Genomic DNA, 16,263 nt, shown 5'->3' with positions numbered 1-16,263 from the left:
TCGTTTGGCCCCAATTTAAAACGACAGGAGGGTCTGATGCGCGTTGGCCTTTATCCCGGCACTTTTGATCCCATCACCCTCGGGCATCTCGACATTATTCGGCGCGCAAGCGCGCTGCTCGACAAACTGGTGATCGGGGTTGCGATCAACCGGGACAAGGGCCCGCTGTTTTGTCTCGAAGAGCGCGTGGCGATGGTGGAGGCTGAATCCATCAAGATCGCCGCCATGACCGGGCTGGAGATTGTGACCCATCCTTTTGAAAACCTGTTGATTGATTGTGCGCGCGATGTTGGCGCGACAGTTATCGTGCGCGGATTGCGCGCGGTGGCGGATTTTGAATACGAATATCAGATGGTAGGCATGAACCGGCAGTTGGATGATACGATCGAGACCGTGTTCCTGATGGCCGAGGCCGAACATCAGGCCATCGCAAGCAAACTGGTCAAGGAGATCGCCCGTCTTGGCGGCGACATCGAAAAGTTTGTCACGCCCGAAGTGAACGCGGCCCTTTTGAACAAAATCGGCAGGGCGGGTTAATCCATCACTTTAGAAGTGTTCGATTATATGTTGTTTTTATTGTGAAAATATAATAGAGTAGCCGACTTTGCCTTGCGTAGCATGCGCAGAGTTCTCGTCATTCAACGAAAAACTGCCGCGCCTGAGGAGGCACGGCAGTCCGCCGAAACTGTGCTGGGTGCAGGGCCGTTGCGCGTTACAGGCGACCCATCGCGACCGCGACATCAGCCATCCGCGCAGAGAACGCCCATTCGTTGTCATACCACGCCAGGACACGCACGGTGCGCCCGCCCACCACCTTGGTCTGATCCGGTGCGAAGATGCAGCTGTGCTCCGTGTGGTTGAAGTCCACCGACACTTTGGCCTCATCATCATAGGCAAGCACGCGGGACATATGGCCCAAGGCGGCTTCCTGCAATGCGGCGTTGACGTCTTCGACCGTGACGTCGCGCCCCGCTTCGAATGTCAGATCAACGGCGGACACGTTTGGGGTCGGCACGCGCAGGGCGGTGCCATCCAGCTTGCCGGCGAGGTTGGGCAGGACTTCTCCGAGCGCCTTCGCGGCACCGGTTGAGGTCGGGATGATGGACATGGCCGCCGCACGTGCGCGGTATAGATCATTGTGGCGTCGATCCAGCGTCGGTTGATCCCCGGTATAGGAGTGGATGGTGGTCATCACGCCGCGTTCAATGCCAAAGGCTTCATCAAGCACCTTCGCCAGCGGGGCAAGACAGTTCGTTGTGCAGGACCCGTTCGAGACGACCGCATCCTTTGAGATCATGTCGCGGTGGTTCACGCCAAAGACGACCGTGCGGTCAACATTCTTGGCCGGGGCGGAAATCAGAACCCGTTCGGCACCCCGTTCGATATGTGTTTTGGCCTTGTTGCCATCATTGTGCTGCCCGGTGCATTCCAACACCACGTCAACACCTTCCCAGTTCAGATCGTTCATATCGTAGCTGGACATCATGCGAATGGGCCCGCGCCCCAGGTCCATCGTATTGGCCCCGGTCACGATCTCGCCCGGAAAACGGCCATGCACGCTGTCGTATTTCAGAAGATGCGCCGCTGTGGCCAGCGGCCCGGTGGCGTTGACGGCGACCACGTCGATGTCGTTGCGCCCGGAGCTTACAATGTGGGCCAGCGTACAGCGACCGATACGGCCAAACCCATTGATACCTACTTTGATCGTCATTTCACCTGTCTCCACATCACGCCTCATCTGGGGGCTGTATAACGCCCCTGTGGCCTTCGGGGAATGACTAAATCGACGTGTTTTCCGTGTGTTAGCGTTAAACCTGCTGTCGCCTCACCCCATGTTTGCGCCAACGAAAAGCGAAGGTGGTAAATTGTCTTTGAACCAGCGACAATCCAACACAGCGTTGGAAACAGGGAGTCGCACCCGTGCGGGCATATCAATGAGCGGACTTTTGGCACTGCTGGACGATGTGGCGGGCATTGCAAAAGTCGCCGCCGCCTCGGTGGATGACGTGATCGGACAGGCGGCCAAGGCGGGTTCAAAGGCGGCGGGTGCGGTGATTGATGATGCGGCCGTTTCGCCTAAATACGTGCAGGGGTTTTCTGCTGAGCGTGAGCTGCCGATCATCTGGCGCATTGCCAAAGGGTCGATGATCAACAAGCTGGTCTATCTGTTGCCTGTCGGTCTGGCGCTCAATCATTTTGCGCCGTGGGCGATTGTGCCGCTGCTGATGCTGGGTGGGGGCTATCTGTGTTTTGAGGGGGCTGAAAAGGTCGCCCATGCCCTTGGGATCGGCGGGCATGGGCATCTCGATTACCCGCAGGCCGCTGACGAGGTCGAAGACATGGCGCACCTCGAAGAGGAGAAAGCCAAAGGAGCCATCAAGACCGATTTCATCCTCTCGGCGGAAATCATGACCATCTCGCTGGCCGCGATCCCCGAAAGCAATTTCTGGATGGAGGCGGCGACACTCGCCACGGTGGCGGTCATGATCACAGTGGCGGTTTACGGGGCCGTTGCCATCATCGTAAAGGCGGATGACGTGGGGCTGGCAATGGCCGCCAGAGGGCGCAATGCCGTGTTGCAGGTTCTGGGGCGCGGGATCGTGCGCGCCATGCCGCATGTGATGAAGGCGCTCACGGTGATCGGGACGGCTGCGATGCTCTGGGTCGGCGGAAACATCGTTGTGCACGGGCTGGAGGCGTTGGGGGCAGGGTGGCCCTATCACGCCATTCACGATCTGGCCCATGCGGTCGGGCACAGCCTGCCGGACAGGTTTGTCGGCTTCGGTGAATGGGCCACGACGGCGCTGTTGGATGGTATTCTGGGGCTGATGCTGGGTCTTGCGCTGATCCCTGTGGGGGAAAGACTCGTCACGCCACTGTGGCGCGCGGTGTTCGGCAAGGGTAAGGCAGGCACATCTCATTGACGGTCATGCCGTTGCGGTTCAGAGCCGCGATACTGGGCATCCGCCCTGCGTTGTTTTGCGCAGGGACTCCATTCTGCACACCCTGCGCAGACGAAAAACGCCGCGATGGGATATCGCGGCGTTTTGATCATGGTCCCGGAACGTAACCGGCTGAAGCGGCATGCGATAAACCTTAGTCACGCAACGCTGCCTGAAATCAAGGGTTTCAACGCGTTACGTGATGTTTCAGATATTTCGTCAGAGGCTCTAGACGCGCGTATCGGGTTTCCATTTGCCCGCCAGAAGATCGCGCACTTTCTGCGCTGCGGCCTCGGCGGTGATGCCCAGTTCCTTGAACAGAACATCCGCAGGCGCGGAGGCCCCGAAGTCATGCATGCCGATGAAGCCTGATTTCTCGCGCTTGCCCCGTTCGCCAAAGAGCCAGCGGTCCCAGCCCATGCGGATGCCTGCTTCAATTGCCACGCGGACCGGGCCGCCGGGCAGGACACGTTTGCGCAGGGCCTCGTCCTGCTCTTCAAAGAGCTCCCAGCAGGGCATGGACACGACCCGCGTGCCGATCCCTTCGGCGTGCAGAATATCGCGCGCTGCCATGGCCAGTGATACTTCCGAACCCGTCGCCATCAGGATCGCCTGTCGTTTGCCAACCGCATCTGCCAGCACATAAGCGCCTTGCGCGACCATATTGCGGGTCTTGTGCTCGGTGCGGACTGTCGGCAGGCCCTGCCGTGTCAGCGAGAGCACCGAAGGCGTGGTTTTGCTCGACAGGGCCAGCTCCCAGCTTTCTGCGGTTTCAATCGTATCGGCGGGCCGGAAGACATAGGTGTTGGGGGTCGCCCGGCTGATCGCCAGATGCTCCACCGGTTGGTGGGTGGGGCCGTCCTCGCCCAGACCGATGCTGTCGTGGGTCATCACAAAGACCGTCGGGATTTTCATCAGCGCGGCCAGACGCATGGCGGGGCGTGCGTAATCCGTGAAACACATGAACGTACCGCCATAGGGCCGCAAACCGCCATGCAGGGCCATGCCGTTCATGGCCGCCGCCATACCGTGTTCGCGAATGCCCCAGTAAACGTAGCGCCCGCCGCGATTATCGGTGTCAAAGACGCCGAGATCGCTGGTCTTGGTGTTGTTGGACCCGGTCAGGTCAGCCGATCCACCAACGGTTTCGGGCATGATCGGATTGATGACTTCCAAGACTTTCTCGGAGCTTGCGCGGGTGGCCAGTTTGGGCGCGCCCTCTGACATCTGCTTTTTAAACGCCTTGACGGTCGCGCTCAGCTTTTTGGGCACCTCCAGCGCATAGGCGCGGTTGAACGTCTCGCGCTTGCCGCGGGGCAGGCTGTCAAAGCGGGCTTCCCACGCCTCGCGCGCGGCTTTGCCCCGCGCACCGATGGCGTGCCAGCTTTGCAGAACGGCATCGGGCACTTCAAACGGGCCGGTTGTCCAGCCCCATGCGGCCTTGGCGGCGGTGTTCTGCTCTGCATTGGTCAGCGCGCCGTGCCCTTTCGAGGTATCCTGCGCTGCGTGCCCCAGCGCGATATGCGTCTTGCAGGCAATCATCGTCGGTTTCTGGTTCTTCTTGGCGCGCGTGAGGGCGGCGTCGATTTCCACGGGGTCATGGCCGTCAATTTCGATCACATCCCAGCCGGCAGAAACGAAACGTCCGACCTGATCCGTGCGGTCCGACAGGCTGACGGGGCCGTCGATGGTGATGTTGTTGTTGTCCCAGAGCACAACCAGCTTGGACAGTTGATGGCGCCCGGCAAGGGTGATCGCCTCCTGGCTCACACCTTCCATCAGGCAGCCGTCCCCCGCGATGACATAGGTATAGTGATCCACGACCTTCTTGCCATAGTGCGCGCGCTGGATCTCTTCGGCCATGGCAAAGCCCACGGCGTTGGAGATGCCCTGTCCCAAGGGCCCGGTTGTCGTCTCGATGCCGGTGGCATGGCCATATTCCGGATGGCCGGCCGTGATCGCGCCCCACTGGCGGAAATTCTTGATCTGCTCCAGCGTCATGTCTTCGTAGCCCGTCAGGTGCAGCAGCGCGTAAAGCAGCATGGAACCATGGCCAGCCGACAGGATGAACCTGTCACGATCGGGCCAGTTCGGGGCGGTAGGATCGAAATTCAGGTGTTTTTCGAACAGAACCGTGGCTGCATCCGCCATCCCGATGGGCATGCCCGAGTGGCCCGAATTCGCAGCGGCGACGGCGTCCAGGGCCAGTGCGCGAATTGCATTGGCTTTGGACCAGTGGTCCGGGTGCGCAGCGGCGCGTGCTTTGAGATCCACGAGGAGCTTCCTTTGTCGGCTGTAACCCCGCGATGCGGGACGTTTTTATTCCAGTCAGTGTTGGGCGTTGCATATCAGTCCGCCCGTAAAGATCAAGGGCCGGACAGGCCAAAACCAGCCGCGCACTTGAAGACAAAGGCGCAACCCGTTGAAGCGATTGAAAAGCGCATTTGTTGTGTCGTCACGATAGGGGTACGATTGCCCGAGCAGGTGTCGATTCGCCAAAACCGGGCAGGGTGATGGGGCGGGCGCGTAGAAATACAGATGAGGTGGGTATGAGTGATATCGAAGAGTTGAATGGCCGAATTCTGGCCGCCATGGACCGTGTCGCGAAGGGCGTTGATGCGCTGGCCAAGAACGACAGCGGCGAGGTCGAGGGGCTGCAGCAGGCGCTGGCGGAGGAAAAACAGGTCAACGCTCAGCTGACCGAGCGCGTCCGGGTGCTGGCAGAGCGTCAGGATCAGGCGATTGCCGCCTTGGAAACCAAAGCCGAAGAGGCCACGTCACGGGTGGCCGCGTTGGACGAAGAATTGCAGAAACTCAAGAAAGCGAACGGGCTTTTGTCGGAGGCGTGCGGGGCCTTGCGCGAGGCCAATGCCGAAGGGGTTGGCGATGCGAGCCTGATCAACAAGGCGATGGAGGCAGAGTTGGACGCCATCCGCGCGATGCGCCGTGCCGAGGTTCTGGAGGCCGATCAGATACTGTCAGCCCTGACGCCGCTACTGGCCGCAAGTGCCACATCACAAGACACAGAGGAGGCGCACTGATGCCTGAGGTTCAAGTTTCCATCGGCGGGCGTGAATTCGAGGTCGCCTGTCAGGAGGGCGAGGAGCATTACCTGCATACCGCCGCCAAGATGCTGGATGACGAAGCGCAGGTGCTGGCCCAGCAGGTCGGACGTTTGCCCGAAGCGCGCATGTTGTTGATGGCCGGTCTGATGCTGGCCGATAAGACCGCCAGCGTCGAAGACCGTGCCGCTGAAATCCAGGCGCAGCTGGATGAAACGGAGGCCGAGCTTTCCGCCCTGAAACAGCAGCGCGCCGAACCCGAAAAGATCGAGGTGCCGGTGGTGCCGCAATCGGTGTCGGACACGCTGGCCGAACTGGCGGCACGGGCCGAGGCACTGGCCGCATCGGTCGATGAAAAGGTCGCGGGGTAAACGAAAAAGCGCTGCCCGAACGGACAGCGCTTGATCAGCAGTGAGGGGCGGTGCTTAGCCGTTGGCTTCGCGGATCTTATCCGCCGCGTCCTTGTCGAACGATATACCGTTTTCCGCAAACAGCGTGTCCAACTCGCCCGATAGCGTCATTTCGGTGATGATGTCGCAGCCGCCGACGAATTCACCTTTGACATAGAGTTGCGGGATCGTGGGCCAGTCGGAAAAATCCTTGATCCCCTGACGGATCGACTCATCCGAGAGCACGTTCACATCGGAAAAATCCACCCCCATGTAGTTCAACACGCCCGCTACTCGGCTGGAAAACCCGCATTGCGGCATCTCTTTCGTGCCTTTCATGAAAAGCACAACATCGTTGGCGGTGATTGTTTCCTGGATCCTGGTTGTTGTCTCGGTCATTTTGAGGTGCCTTTTTTCTGGTTGTACGCGCGATGGTATCGCGCAGCGTAGGTTTCATCATCTTTCAGCGGAACCACCGGGGTGTCCGTGATCTTGAAAAATCCCGATGTGCCCTTGGAGCGAACGATCGGTGCATTCGCCCGTTCCAGCGATGCATTCCGCCGGTTTACGGAATCGATCACAGACATATCAATCGCTTCAAGACCCAAAGGTGTTTCGCCCGTCTGATCGCCAATCGGTTGCGGTTGACGATAGGACAGCGGCCGCCGCTGGCCGGGTCTGAACGGATATGTCAGCCAGTGCCAGAGGGACATCACTCAGTCCGGTGCCTTTGTTGTCAGCGCAAGCGCATGCAACTCACCTTGCGAGCCATCCATTTTCCCTTTGAGGGCCGCATAAACCGCGCGCTGCTGCTGCACGCGGTTCTTGCCGCGAAAGCTTTCGTCCACGACCATCGCGGCCATATGCACGCCGTCATCCCCGTGCACCTGAATGGTGGCGTCAGGAAAGCTTTGGCGCAAAAGGTCTTCGATCTCGTGGGCTTGCATGGGCATGGTCTGGCTCCCTTTCGTTTTGCACGTTAGATGTAGTCGGAGGCGCGCGTCGGAACAAGATGTCAATTTGACAGGGTTGATGCATATTTCGAAAGCGGGGCGTCTTGGGCGACACCGCTGCGGTCGGGGGAGGAACGAGATGGATGTTTTTGAAAACGCACCGGAACAGGCGCTGGACTGGCACACGTCAGGGCGCGGGGCGGTTCTGGCGACGGTGGTTGAGACATGGGGGTCTGCCCCCCGGCGCACCGGCGCGCAGTTGGTGATCGCGGGGGATGGCGAAATGCAGGGCTCCGTCTCTGGCGGCTGCGTCGAGGGGGCGGTTGTGCTTGAGGCCATGGAAGCGCTGGAAAAGGGCGAACAGCGCCTGCTCGAATATGGCGTGAGCGATGGGGATGCCTTTGCGGTCGGGCTGGCCTGCGGGGGAACGATCCGCGTGCTGGTCGAACCCGTTGGCGCGGTCATTCCGGCGGATACTCTGAAAGCACTGGTCACAGCACGCGCCGCACGGCAGTCCGTCGCCTTTGAGGTCAACCTCGACACCGGAGCGCGCCGTCTGGTGCAGGACGCCTACCCGGAGCGGTTCGCGCGCGACCAGTCCGGTTTTGAATCGGATGGCGCGGTCTTTGTGGCCATTCACAACCCGCCTTTGCGCCTTGCAATTGTGGGGGCGGTGCATATTGCGCAGGCGCTGGTGCCGATGGCGCGTATTGCCGGATATGACCCGGTGATCATCGACCCGCGCGGCGCATTCGGCTCGCAAGCGCGCTTTCCCGGTGAAAAGATCCTCGCCGATTGGCCGGATGAAGCGCTGGCCGAGGTCGGGCTTGATGCGCGCACAGCACTGGTTTTGCTGACCCATGATCCGAAACTGGACGATCCCGCCTTGCATCTGGCGCTGAAATCCCCGTGTTTCTACATCGGGGCGCTCGGATCAAAACGCACGCATGCAGCACGGGTCGCACGGCTTCAGGATGCCGGGTTTGGCCCTGCGGAAATCGCACGCATTCATGGCCCTGTCGGGCTGGATATCGGCGCATCGGGTCCACCGGAAATTGCCGTGTCGATCCTCGCTGAAATGACGCAAAGCCTGAGGCGCGGGGCATGAAGTTCGGTCCTGTGCCTTTATCTGACGCCGAAGGGGCCGTTCTGGCGCATTCGGTTGGGCTGAATGGCAAAAGGCGTCTGCGCAAAGGGCGAAGCCTTGATGAAAACGACATCAAGGCGCTTGAGGCGGCCGGTCTTTCCGAGGTGATCGTTGCGAAGCTGGACCCGGAGGACGTGCATGAAAACCCGGCAGCACAGGCGCTCGCCGAGGCTTTCGCGCCCGACCCGGCGGCGCAGGGGCTCGAACTTACCCAGGCCTTCACCGGGCGCGTGAATCTGTTGGCGGTGGGGCCGGGCATCGTGCAGCTTGACGTGGCCGCGATTGAGGCGGTGAACCGTGTTCACCCGATGATCACCATCGCGACCGTGCCGCCCTTTCAGCAGATGCAGCGCGGCGGGATGGTGGCGACCATCAAAATCATATCCTACGCGGTGCCGAGCGCGGCGCTTGATGCGGCCTGCGCGCAGGCAAGGGCTGCGATCCGTCTGCTTGCGCCGCAGGTGCGAAATGTCCGCCTCGTGGTGAGCGATATCGAAGGCGGGGCCGGGGATAAGGGCTGGCGTGCCATCGCGCAGCGTGTCGCGGCTTTCGATCTGGAATTGCCGCGCCCGGTTGTCGTCGCGCATACCGTGTGGGATCTGGCGGATGCGCTGACCGCCGGCGAAAGCGATCTGACCCTGATCCTGACAGGGTCGGCCACCTCAGACATTGATGATGTCGCCCCGCAGGCGGTGCGCGCGGCGGGCGGGACGGTTGCGCGGTTCGGGATGCCGGTGGATCCGGGCAACCTTTTGTTCATTGGATCCTTGGGCAAAGGCGGGGTCATCGGCCTGCCGGGATGCGCGCGTTCCCCGGCACTGAACGGGGCGGATTGGGTCATGGCACGGATGATCTGCGGCGTTGCGCTGAGCGATGATGATATATCAGGCATGGGTGTTGGCGGTCTGCTCAAGGAAATCCCCACACGCCCGCAACCGCGCCGCGCCGCCGCTTCGAAACAGGCGGAATGAAAATTTTCGCCCATGCGACTTAAGTCGATGAAATTAGTGGTTCTCAAGGGGCCATCGTCGTGCTTAACTCAGGCCAAACAAATAACCAAGCTACTAGGGAGGAAGCCATGGCACAGGTCTCAATGACTGTGAACGGCAAAGCCGCGTCCGGCGAAATCGAAGGGCGCACGCTGCTGTCATCGTTTTTACGCGATCAACTCAATCTCACCGGCACGCATGTGGGCTGCGACACAAGCCAATGCGGCGCCTGCGTCGTCCATGTGAACGGTGAGGCGGTCAAGGCCTGCACGATGCTGGCCGCCGAAGCGCAGGGCGCAGAGGTTGCCACCATCGAAGGTGCGGCGAACGCCGATGGGTCTTTGAATGTGCTGCAACAGGCATTTCAGGATCACCACGGCTTGCAGTGCGGGTTTTGCACGCCGGGCATGGTCATGTCAGCGGCGGCCCTGCTCAAAGAAAACCCCAAGCCGACCGAGGCCGAGGTGCGCGATTACCTTGAGGGCAACATCTGCCGCTGCACGGGCTATCATAACATCGTCAAGGCGATCATGGCAGCATCCGGGCAAAGCGTCGACAGCATCGCTGCAGAATAAGCATTCATGCGCGTGCCCTGCGTCGGTGGCCTAAGTGCCCCCGCGTATTGCAGCCGCGCCAGCCGGGTGAGGGCAAGCTTACCGCAAGTTAAGGGAGAAGTAATATGCCAAAAGATGGAGGCATTGGTGCCAGTTCAAAGCGCCGCGAAGACGTCCGGTTCCTGACCGGAGCAGGGAATTACACAGATGACATCAACATCCGGGGGCAGGCACATGTGTTTTTCCTGCGCTCTGATGTGGCGCATGGCACGCTGAACAAGGTCGATACCACCGCCGCCGAAGGGATGCCGGGCGTGGTGCGGGTGTTTACCGGCGCGGATTTCGAAGCCGTGGGCGGCATGCCCTGTGGCTGGCAGATCACCGACAAGCACGGCCAACCGATGCTGGAGCCAAAGCACCCGGTGCTGGCCCATGGCAAGGTGCGCCATGTGGGCGAGCCGATCGCCGCGGTGGTTGCCGACACGCTGGAGCAGGCGCGCGATGCCGCCGAGGCGATCGAACTCGACATCTCCGAACTGCCCGCGGTTGTGGATATGAAGGCGGCGGTGACGGATGCCTCGCCCAAAGTGCATGATGATCTGCCCTCAAACCTTTGTTATGACTGGGGTTTTGTCGAGGAAAACAAGGCCGCAACGGATGAAGCCTTTGAAAAGGCTGCGCATGTCACGACGCTGGAACTGGTCAACAACCGGCTGGTCGCCAACCCGATGGAGCCGCGCGTCGCCGTTGGTGATTACTCAAGGGCCACGGATGACCACACACTCTATACCACATCGCAGAACCCGCATGTGATCCGGCTTTTGATGGGTGCGTTCGTGCTGGGCATACCGGAGCATAAACTGCGTGTTGTCGCGCCGGATGTGGGCGGTGGTTTTGGCACCAAGATCTTCCATTATCAGGAGGAGGCGTTCTGCACCTTCGCCGCCAAGGCCTGCAACCGTCCGGTCAAATGGACCTCCAGCCGCTCCGAAGCCTTCATGTCCGACGCCCATGGGCGTGACCATGTGACCAAGATCGAACTGGCGCTGGATGCGGACAACAACTTCACGGCACTGCGCACCGAAACATTCGCCAATATGGGGGCCTATCTGTCGACTTTTGCGCCCTCTATCCCGACGTGGCTGCATGGCACGTTGATGGCGGGCAATTACAAGACCCCGCTGGTCTATGTGAACGTCAAGGCTGTCTTCACCAACACCGTGCCGGTGGATGCCTATCGCGGCGCTGGCCGCCCCGAGGCGACGTTCCAGCTGGAGCGGGTCATCGACAAGGCAGCACTTGAACTTAAGGTCGATCCGGTGGAATTGCGGCGTCAGAACTTCATCACCGAATTCCCCTACGCCACGCCGGTTGCCGTTGAATATGACACCGGTGATTACCACGCCACGATGGACAAGGTGCTGGAGATGTCAGACCGCGCCGGGTTCGAGGCACGCCGCAAGGAGAGCGAGGCACGAGGCAAGCTGCGCGGCTTTGGCATCAACTGCTTTATCGAGGCCTGCGGCATTGCGCCCTCGAACCTTGTGGGGCAATTGGGCGCCCGCGCGGGCCTCTATGAAAGCGCGACGGTGCGGGTCAATGCAACTGGCGGTCTCGTGGTGATGACGGGCAGCCACAGTCACGGGCAGGGCCATGAAACGTCCTTTGCGCAGGTGGTGGCCGATATGATCGGCATTGACGAAAACATGGTCGAGATCGTCCATGGTGATACGGCCAATACGCCTATGGGCATGGGCACATATGGCTCACGCTCCATCGCGGTTGGTGGGTCTGCCATGGTGCGCGCGACCGAAAAGATCATCGCCAAGGCTAAGAAGATCGCCAGCCACCTGCTCGAAGCCTCCGAAGGGGATATCGAGCTTAAGGATGGCGCGTTCTCTGTGGCTGGTACGGATAAATCCGTGGCCTGGGGGGATGTGACGCTGGCCGCCTATGTGCCGCATAACTACCCGCTGGAGGACATCGAACCGGGCCTTGAAGAGACGGCGTTTTACGATCCGTCAAACTTCACCTATCCGGCCGGGGCCTATACCTGCGAAGTGGAAGTGGACCCGCAAACCGGTGTCGTCACCATCGAGCGGTTTGCCTCTGCGGATGATTTCGGCAATGTGATCAACCCGATGATCGTCGAAGGTCAGGTGCATGGCGGGATCGCGCAGGGCATTGGTCAGGCGCTTTTGGAAAACTGCGCCTATGACGAAAACGGCCAGCTGCTGACGGCATCCTACATGGATTACACGATGCCGCGCGCGGATGATCTGCCGGATATGACCCACTATATCGTGGATCATTCCTGTCAGACGCCCTGCACGCATAACCCACTGGGGGTGAAAGGCTGCGGCGAGGCGGGGGCGATCGGCTCACCGCCGACCGTGATCAATGCCATCGTGGATGCGCTGCGCTCGGGTGGCCATGACGTCACACATATCGACATGCCGGCGACACCGGCGCGGGTATGGGCGGCCATGCAGGGCTGATCCCGCTGAACGGGGCGAGGGGCGTTTGCCTCTTGCCCCCAACAGGGAGTTTTAGGCCGAGGAAACGACGTGCTGTTCCCGGCTTTGGAAAGGAAAGACAATGTATAACTTCGATGTGGAAATGCCCACCAGTATCGCCGATGCGGTTGCTGCCATGGGCAAGGAAGATGCGCAGGCTCTGGGGGGCGGTCAGACGCTGATCCCAACGCTGAAACAACGCCTGGCAAGCCCGAGCGTTCTCGTGAGTCTGAGCGGTATCCCCGAGATGAAGGGCGTGTGCAAAAATGATGATGGGTTGCTGTGTGTCGGTGGCGCGACCACCCACGCGACCGTCGCCCGCGATGCGGCGGCCAGCTTCCCCGGCCTTGCGGGGCTGGCCAGCCATATCGGCGATCCTGCCGTGCGCAATCGCGGCACCATCGGGGGCAGCCTTGCCAACAACGACCCGGCCGCCTGCTATCCTGCGGCAGCTTTGGGCGCAGGGGCGACCATCGTGACAAACAACCGCGAGATCGCAGCGGATGATTATTTTCAGGGCATGTTCACGACCGACCTTGAAGAGGGCGAAATCATCACCGAGGTCCGCTTCCCGATCCCCGAGGCATCAAGCTATCAGAAGTTCCTGCAACCGGCCTCGCGTTTTGCGCTTGTCGGTGTCTTTGTCGCCAAGTTCGCGGATGGTGTGCGTGTGGCCGTAACAGGGGCGAGCAACGATGGCGTGTTCCGCTGGGCCGAGGCCGAAGCAGCCCTCTCGGCGAATTTTGCGCCAGAAGCGTTGGACGGACTGAGTGCGGACAGCGAGGATATGATCAACGACCTGCACGGCACCGCCGCTTACCGGGCGCATATCGTGGGTGTCATGACCAAACGTGCGGTTGCTGCAGCAGGCTAAATGCTGCGCGCATGGCACAAATGATAAACCCGGGACCACGGCGACCGGGTTTATCCAAACCGGAAAACCAGCGCCGAACGATCCCCATCCACATCGACACCTGCGTGGTTCGGGTTATCCATTTCGTGGAAATGGTCATTCAGCAGGTAGCCGACCGCGCGCCCGTTCGGTGTGCCCAACAGGGCCGCGAATTCCTCCTGATCCGGTCCGAAAGTGACGGCGTAGCCAGCGTCAAAATACACCCCGTTCGGCAACGCGTAATGCACGGTCAGACCGGTATCCCCATTTGAGATATAGGTCCGCGCCACCTGCGCAAGCGCTCGGGACTTTGCCTTGCGCTTGCTGGCCCGTTTGCGCACCGGTTTGACGCCCTTTTTGACCGCGGTGTTCCACTGGTTCCAGAAGATCTCAGAGTTGTTCAGAAAAGCGCCATCGGCGCGATTGGGATCGCGCGAAGCATAATTTGTTGCAGTTTCAATTGCGTTGTTTTCCAGAGAATACATGTTGGTATACGCTGCCTCATGCGCGCCTTTTCCACGGGTGGCGATATTGTAATCCATGTCAGGTCTGCTGTTTTCGGTACCGATACGGGAGTCGTAGCGTTCGCTGAACATCTTTGCGCTTTCTCGACTTTGCGCCGCTTGCGCCTCGGCGCTCATGGTGCCCTCATCTCCCGGGACCGGTTCAAAGTCGTTGTCCGGATCAACCTGGCGTTCTGCCAACGTCGCAAGCAGAGCCCTTCCTCGTGCCAGATTCACCTGATAACTCGCGCGGGCCGTCGCGAGTATGGCGGCGGGCGTGGCATTCGCAGAACCGCCCAATGCGAGGCGCGCACCTTGTTTGACCGGGTTTTTGAGGGTGGTGAGGGGCACTTCTTCGGTCTTTACGCGCTGCACGACCGGGATTTGCCCGGCGTTTGACTGAAGAGCCTTCATCTGCTGCACCACGGGGGACGCATCCGCCAGAGCGGCAAGTTGACAGAGGGCCGCCGGGGCTTTTTGCCAATCCTTTGGCGCCGTTGCCGATTGAACGGCTGTCAAAGCCTGCGCGGTTTCAGGGGCTGTGGTTTTCACATGTTCAGACTAGCGGGGTATGCAGTATCTGCATAGGACCATTCCGCAAAGAAAAAACGCGCTTGCAACCGGCAAACGCGTTTGATGGTATCGGTTTAATGTCGGAAAACTGCCTACCTTGGAAGCGGCCCGATCAACATCACCATCTGGCGGCCTTCCATCTTGGGGAAGTTTTCGACGCGCCCGGCTTCCTTGGTGTCTTCTGCGACCCGCTCCAGCAACTCACGACCGAGGTTCTGGTGCGCCATTTCGCGCCCGCGGAACCGCAATGTGATTTTCACCTTGTCGCCGTTTTCGAGGAACCGGAAAACATTGCGCATCTTGACGTCATAGTCGTTCGTATCGGTATTTGGCCGGAACTTGACCTCTTTGATCTCGATGATCTTCTGCTTTTTCCGGGCTTCGCTCTCACGTTTTTGCTGTTCGTATTTGAACTTGCCAAAATCCATGATCTTGCACACCGGAGGGTTGGCGTTCGGCGAAATTTCAACCAGATCCAGCCCGGCATCCATCGCCATTTCCATGGCGCGTTCGGGTGACACAACGCCGACGTTCTCGCCTTCAGCGCCGATCAGTCTGATATCTGACCCTCGGATTTTCTCGTTCACGCGTGGCCCGGTTTCCCGTTGCGGCGGCGCGTTGTGTGGTCTGCGAGCGATGATGTTCTTCCTTCAATTGTTCAACAAAACTGCGTGCGTAAATTAAACGCAGGCCGGTGCTACTTCAAGCTGCAAATGCAGGGTAAGCGGATGAAAAGCAGCCATAACTCGCTTAGCACCTCGCTGTGATGTTGCAAACCCACTTTTTGAAAGGCCGCGCCGCACCGGCCCGGCCACATGGCAGCTTCAGTCAAGAAAGGCTTTTTCCACCACATATTGCGCCGGTTTCGAGTTGGCCCCTTCTTCAAGGCCGTAGCCTTCGAGCAGGTCCTTGATCTCAAGGTTGAACGCAAGGTTGCCGCAGACCATGGCGCGGTCTGTCTCAGGCGACATGGGTGCGACACCAAGATCGGCAAAAACATCGCCTGACCGCATCAGGTCCGTGATCCGCCCCATCTTTGGGCTCTCTTCGCGCGTCGTCGTCGGATAATAGCGCAGTTTCTTGAGGTTATCCTCGCCGATCAGCTCGTTCAGCAGTTCATCGGCCTTGATGCTCTCGATCAGATCAGCACCATATTTCAACTCGCCGACTTCGCGGCAGGTGTGGGTGATGATGACCTCGTCATAATCTTCATAGGTTTGCGGGTCGCGCAAGAGCGAGGCAAAGGGTGCAAATCCGGTGCCGGTGGCAAAGAACCAGATCCGTTTGCCGGGCAGCAAGGCATCATGCACCAGCGTGCCGACAGGTTTGGGGCGCAGGATGATCTCGTCACCCACCTGAATGTGCTGGAGCCGCGAGGTCAGCGGGCCGTCCGGCACCTTGATGGAATAGAATTCCAACTCATCGTCCCAGGAGGGGGAGGCGATCGAATAGGCCCGCAGCAGCGGTTTCTGTTTGCCGGTCTTGGGGTCAGGGTCGCCCATCAGGCCGATCATCACAAACTCGCCGGAACGAAACCGCAATGACGCAGGGCGCGTGACGCGAAACGAAAACAGACGGTCAGTATAGTGCTGCACGGCGGTCACGGTTTGCGCGTCGGGCAGGGTGGGGACTTTGGTGGCGGCTTCTTTGTTCACGGGTGCATGCTCGGTCATGGATATGTCAAGGCAGGCTTACACCTGCCACGCCTTTTTAGAAAGTGTTTTTGGAATTTGAAAGCAGGAC

At 60.1% G+C, this 16,263-nt stretch carries 17 protein-coding genes; 9 read left to right on the top strand and 8 right to left on the bottom strand.

Annotated elements, in window-relative coordinates; genetic code table 11:
* Nucleotides 1-36: 36 nt before the first annotated feature.
* On the top strand, nucleotides 37-537 hold the full coding sequence (gene coaD / locus RD1_RS13740; protein ID WP_011569121.1) for a pantetheine-phosphate adenylyltransferase: 501 nt from the start codon (nucleotides 37-39) through the stop codon (nucleotides 535-537).
* Nucleotides 538-712: 175 nt separating this feature from the next.
* On the opposite strand, the gene gap is transcribed toward coaD, so the two are convergent.
* Nucleotides 713-1,711, bottom strand: a complete 999-nt coding sequence (gene gap / locus RD1_RS13735; RefSeq protein WP_011569120.1) for a type I glyceraldehyde-3-phosphate dehydrogenase — start codon at nucleotides 1,709-1,711, stop codon at nucleotides 713-715.
* A gap of 223 nt (nucleotides 1,712-1,934) precedes the next feature.
* Here gap and RD1_RS13730 point away from each other — a divergent pair, with 223 nt between their 5' ends.
* Complete coding sequence (locus RD1_RS13730; RefSeq protein ID WP_044033149.1) at nucleotides 1,935-2,924, top strand: DUF808 domain-containing protein; 990 nt, start codon at nucleotides 1,935-1,937, stop codon at nucleotides 2,922-2,924.
* Between the two features lie 246 nt (nucleotides 2,925-3,170).
* Here RD1_RS13730 and tkt read toward each other — a convergent pair whose 3' ends face one another.
* Nucleotides 3,171-5,216: a transketolase gene (gene tkt, locus RD1_RS13725; protein WP_011569118.1), complete on the bottom strand. Its 2,046-nt coding sequence runs from the start codon at nucleotides 5,214-5,216 to the stop codon at nucleotides 3,171-3,173.
* 275 nt (nucleotides 5,217-5,491) lie between these two features.
* Between tkt and RD1_RS13720 the strand changes: the two genes are divergently transcribed.
* Nucleotides 5,492-5,983: a hypothetical protein gene (locus tag RD1_RS13720; RefSeq protein ID WP_044033148.1), complete on the top strand. Its 492-nt coding sequence runs from the start codon at nucleotides 5,492-5,494 to the stop codon at nucleotides 5,981-5,983.
* Nucleotides 5,983-6,375: a cell division protein ZapA gene (locus tag RD1_RS13715; RefSeq protein WP_011569116.1), complete on the top strand. Its 393-nt coding sequence runs from the start codon at nucleotides 5,983-5,985 to the stop codon at nucleotides 6,373-6,375. Before RD1_RS13720 ends, RD1_RS13715 begins: the two co-directional genes overlap by 1 nt.
* A gap of 54 nt (nucleotides 6,376-6,429) precedes the next feature.
* Here the strand turns inward: RD1_RS13715 and grxD are convergent, their stop codons facing one another.
* From grxD to RD1_RS13700, 3 genes are read right to left on the bottom strand one after another with little or no spacing between them, the layout of a single operon-like run.
* Complete coding sequence (gene grxD / locus RD1_RS13710) at nucleotides 6,430-6,792, bottom strand: Grx4 family monothiol glutaredoxin (RefSeq protein ID WP_011569115.1); 363 nt, start codon at nucleotides 6,790-6,792, stop codon at nucleotides 6,430-6,432.
* Nucleotides 6,789-7,106 (bottom strand): hypothetical protein, encoded by a 318-nt coding sequence (locus tag RD1_RS13705; RefSeq protein WP_011569114.1) that lies wholly within the window; start codon nucleotides 7,104-7,106, stop codon nucleotides 6,789-6,791. Before RD1_RS13705 ends, grxD begins: the two co-directional genes overlap by 4 nt.
* A gap of 3 nt (nucleotides 7,107-7,109) precedes the next feature.
* Entirely contained in the window at nucleotides 7,110-7,346 is a 237-nt protein-coding gene (locus RD1_RS13700; protein ID WP_011569113.1) for a BolA/IbaG family iron-sulfur metabolism protein, read from the bottom strand.
* Nucleotides 7,347-7,485: 139 nt separating this feature from the next.
* Here RD1_RS13700 and RD1_RS13695 point away from each other — a divergent pair, with 139 nt between their 5' ends.
* From RD1_RS13695 to RD1_RS13675, 5 genes are all read left to right on the top strand, one after another.
* Nucleotides 7,486-8,454, top strand: coding sequence for an XdhC family protein (locus RD1_RS13695; RefSeq protein ID WP_011569112.1), 969 nt, complete (start codon nucleotides 7,486-7,488; stop codon nucleotides 8,452-8,454).
* Nucleotides 8,451-9,464: a molybdopterin-binding protein gene (locus RD1_RS13690; RefSeq protein ID WP_011569111.1), complete on the top strand. Its 1,014-nt coding sequence runs from the start codon at nucleotides 8,451-8,453 to the stop codon at nucleotides 9,462-9,464. Before RD1_RS13695 ends, RD1_RS13690 begins: the two co-directional genes overlap by 4 nt.
* A gap of 107 nt (nucleotides 9,465-9,571) precedes the next feature.
* Nucleotides 9,572-10,057, top strand: coding sequence for a (2Fe-2S)-binding protein (locus RD1_RS13685; RefSeq protein WP_011569110.1), 486 nt, complete (start codon nucleotides 9,572-9,574; stop codon nucleotides 10,055-10,057).
* A 104-nt stretch (nucleotides 10,058-10,161) separates the two neighbouring features.
* Entirely contained in the window at nucleotides 10,162-12,534 is a 2,373-nt protein-coding gene (locus RD1_RS13680; protein WP_011569109.1) for a xanthine dehydrogenase family protein molybdopterin-binding subunit, read from the top strand.
* Nucleotides 12,535-12,634: 100 nt separating this feature from the next.
* Entirely contained in the window at nucleotides 12,635-13,426 is a 792-nt protein-coding gene (locus RD1_RS13675) for an FAD binding domain-containing protein (RefSeq protein WP_011569108.1), read from the top strand.
* Between the two features lie 50 nt (nucleotides 13,427-13,476).
* Here the strand turns inward: RD1_RS13675 and RD1_RS13670 are convergent, their stop codons facing one another.
* From RD1_RS13670 to RD1_RS13660, 3 genes are all read right to left on the bottom strand, one after another.
* Complete coding sequence (locus tag RD1_RS13670) at nucleotides 13,477-14,499, bottom strand: hypothetical protein (RefSeq protein ID WP_011569107.1); 1,023 nt, start codon at nucleotides 14,497-14,499, stop codon at nucleotides 13,477-13,479.
* Between the two features lie 113 nt (nucleotides 14,500-14,612).
* Nucleotides 14,613-15,158 carry a translation initiation factor IF-3 gene (infC, locus tag RD1_RS13665; RefSeq protein WP_050759089.1) on the bottom strand — a complete coding sequence of 182 codons (546 nt, stop codon included), beginning with the start codon at nucleotides 15,156-15,158 and terminating at the stop codon, nucleotides 14,613-14,615.
* A gap of 186 nt (nucleotides 15,159-15,344) precedes the next feature.
* Nucleotides 15,345-16,193 carry a ferredoxin--NADP reductase gene (locus RD1_RS13660; RefSeq protein ID WP_011569105.1) on the bottom strand — a complete coding sequence of 283 codons (849 nt, stop codon included), beginning with the start codon at nucleotides 16,191-16,193 and terminating at the stop codon, nucleotides 15,345-15,347.
* Nucleotides 16,194-16,263: the final 70 nt, after the last annotated feature.

Source organism: Roseobacter denitrificans OCh 114, from assembly GCF_000014045.1.
GTDB classification, from domain to species: Bacteria; Pseudomonadota; Alphaproteobacteria; order Rhodobacterales; family Rhodobacteraceae; genus Roseobacter; species Roseobacter denitrificans.
This window is presented reverse-complemented; position numbering and strand designations above follow the sequence as displayed.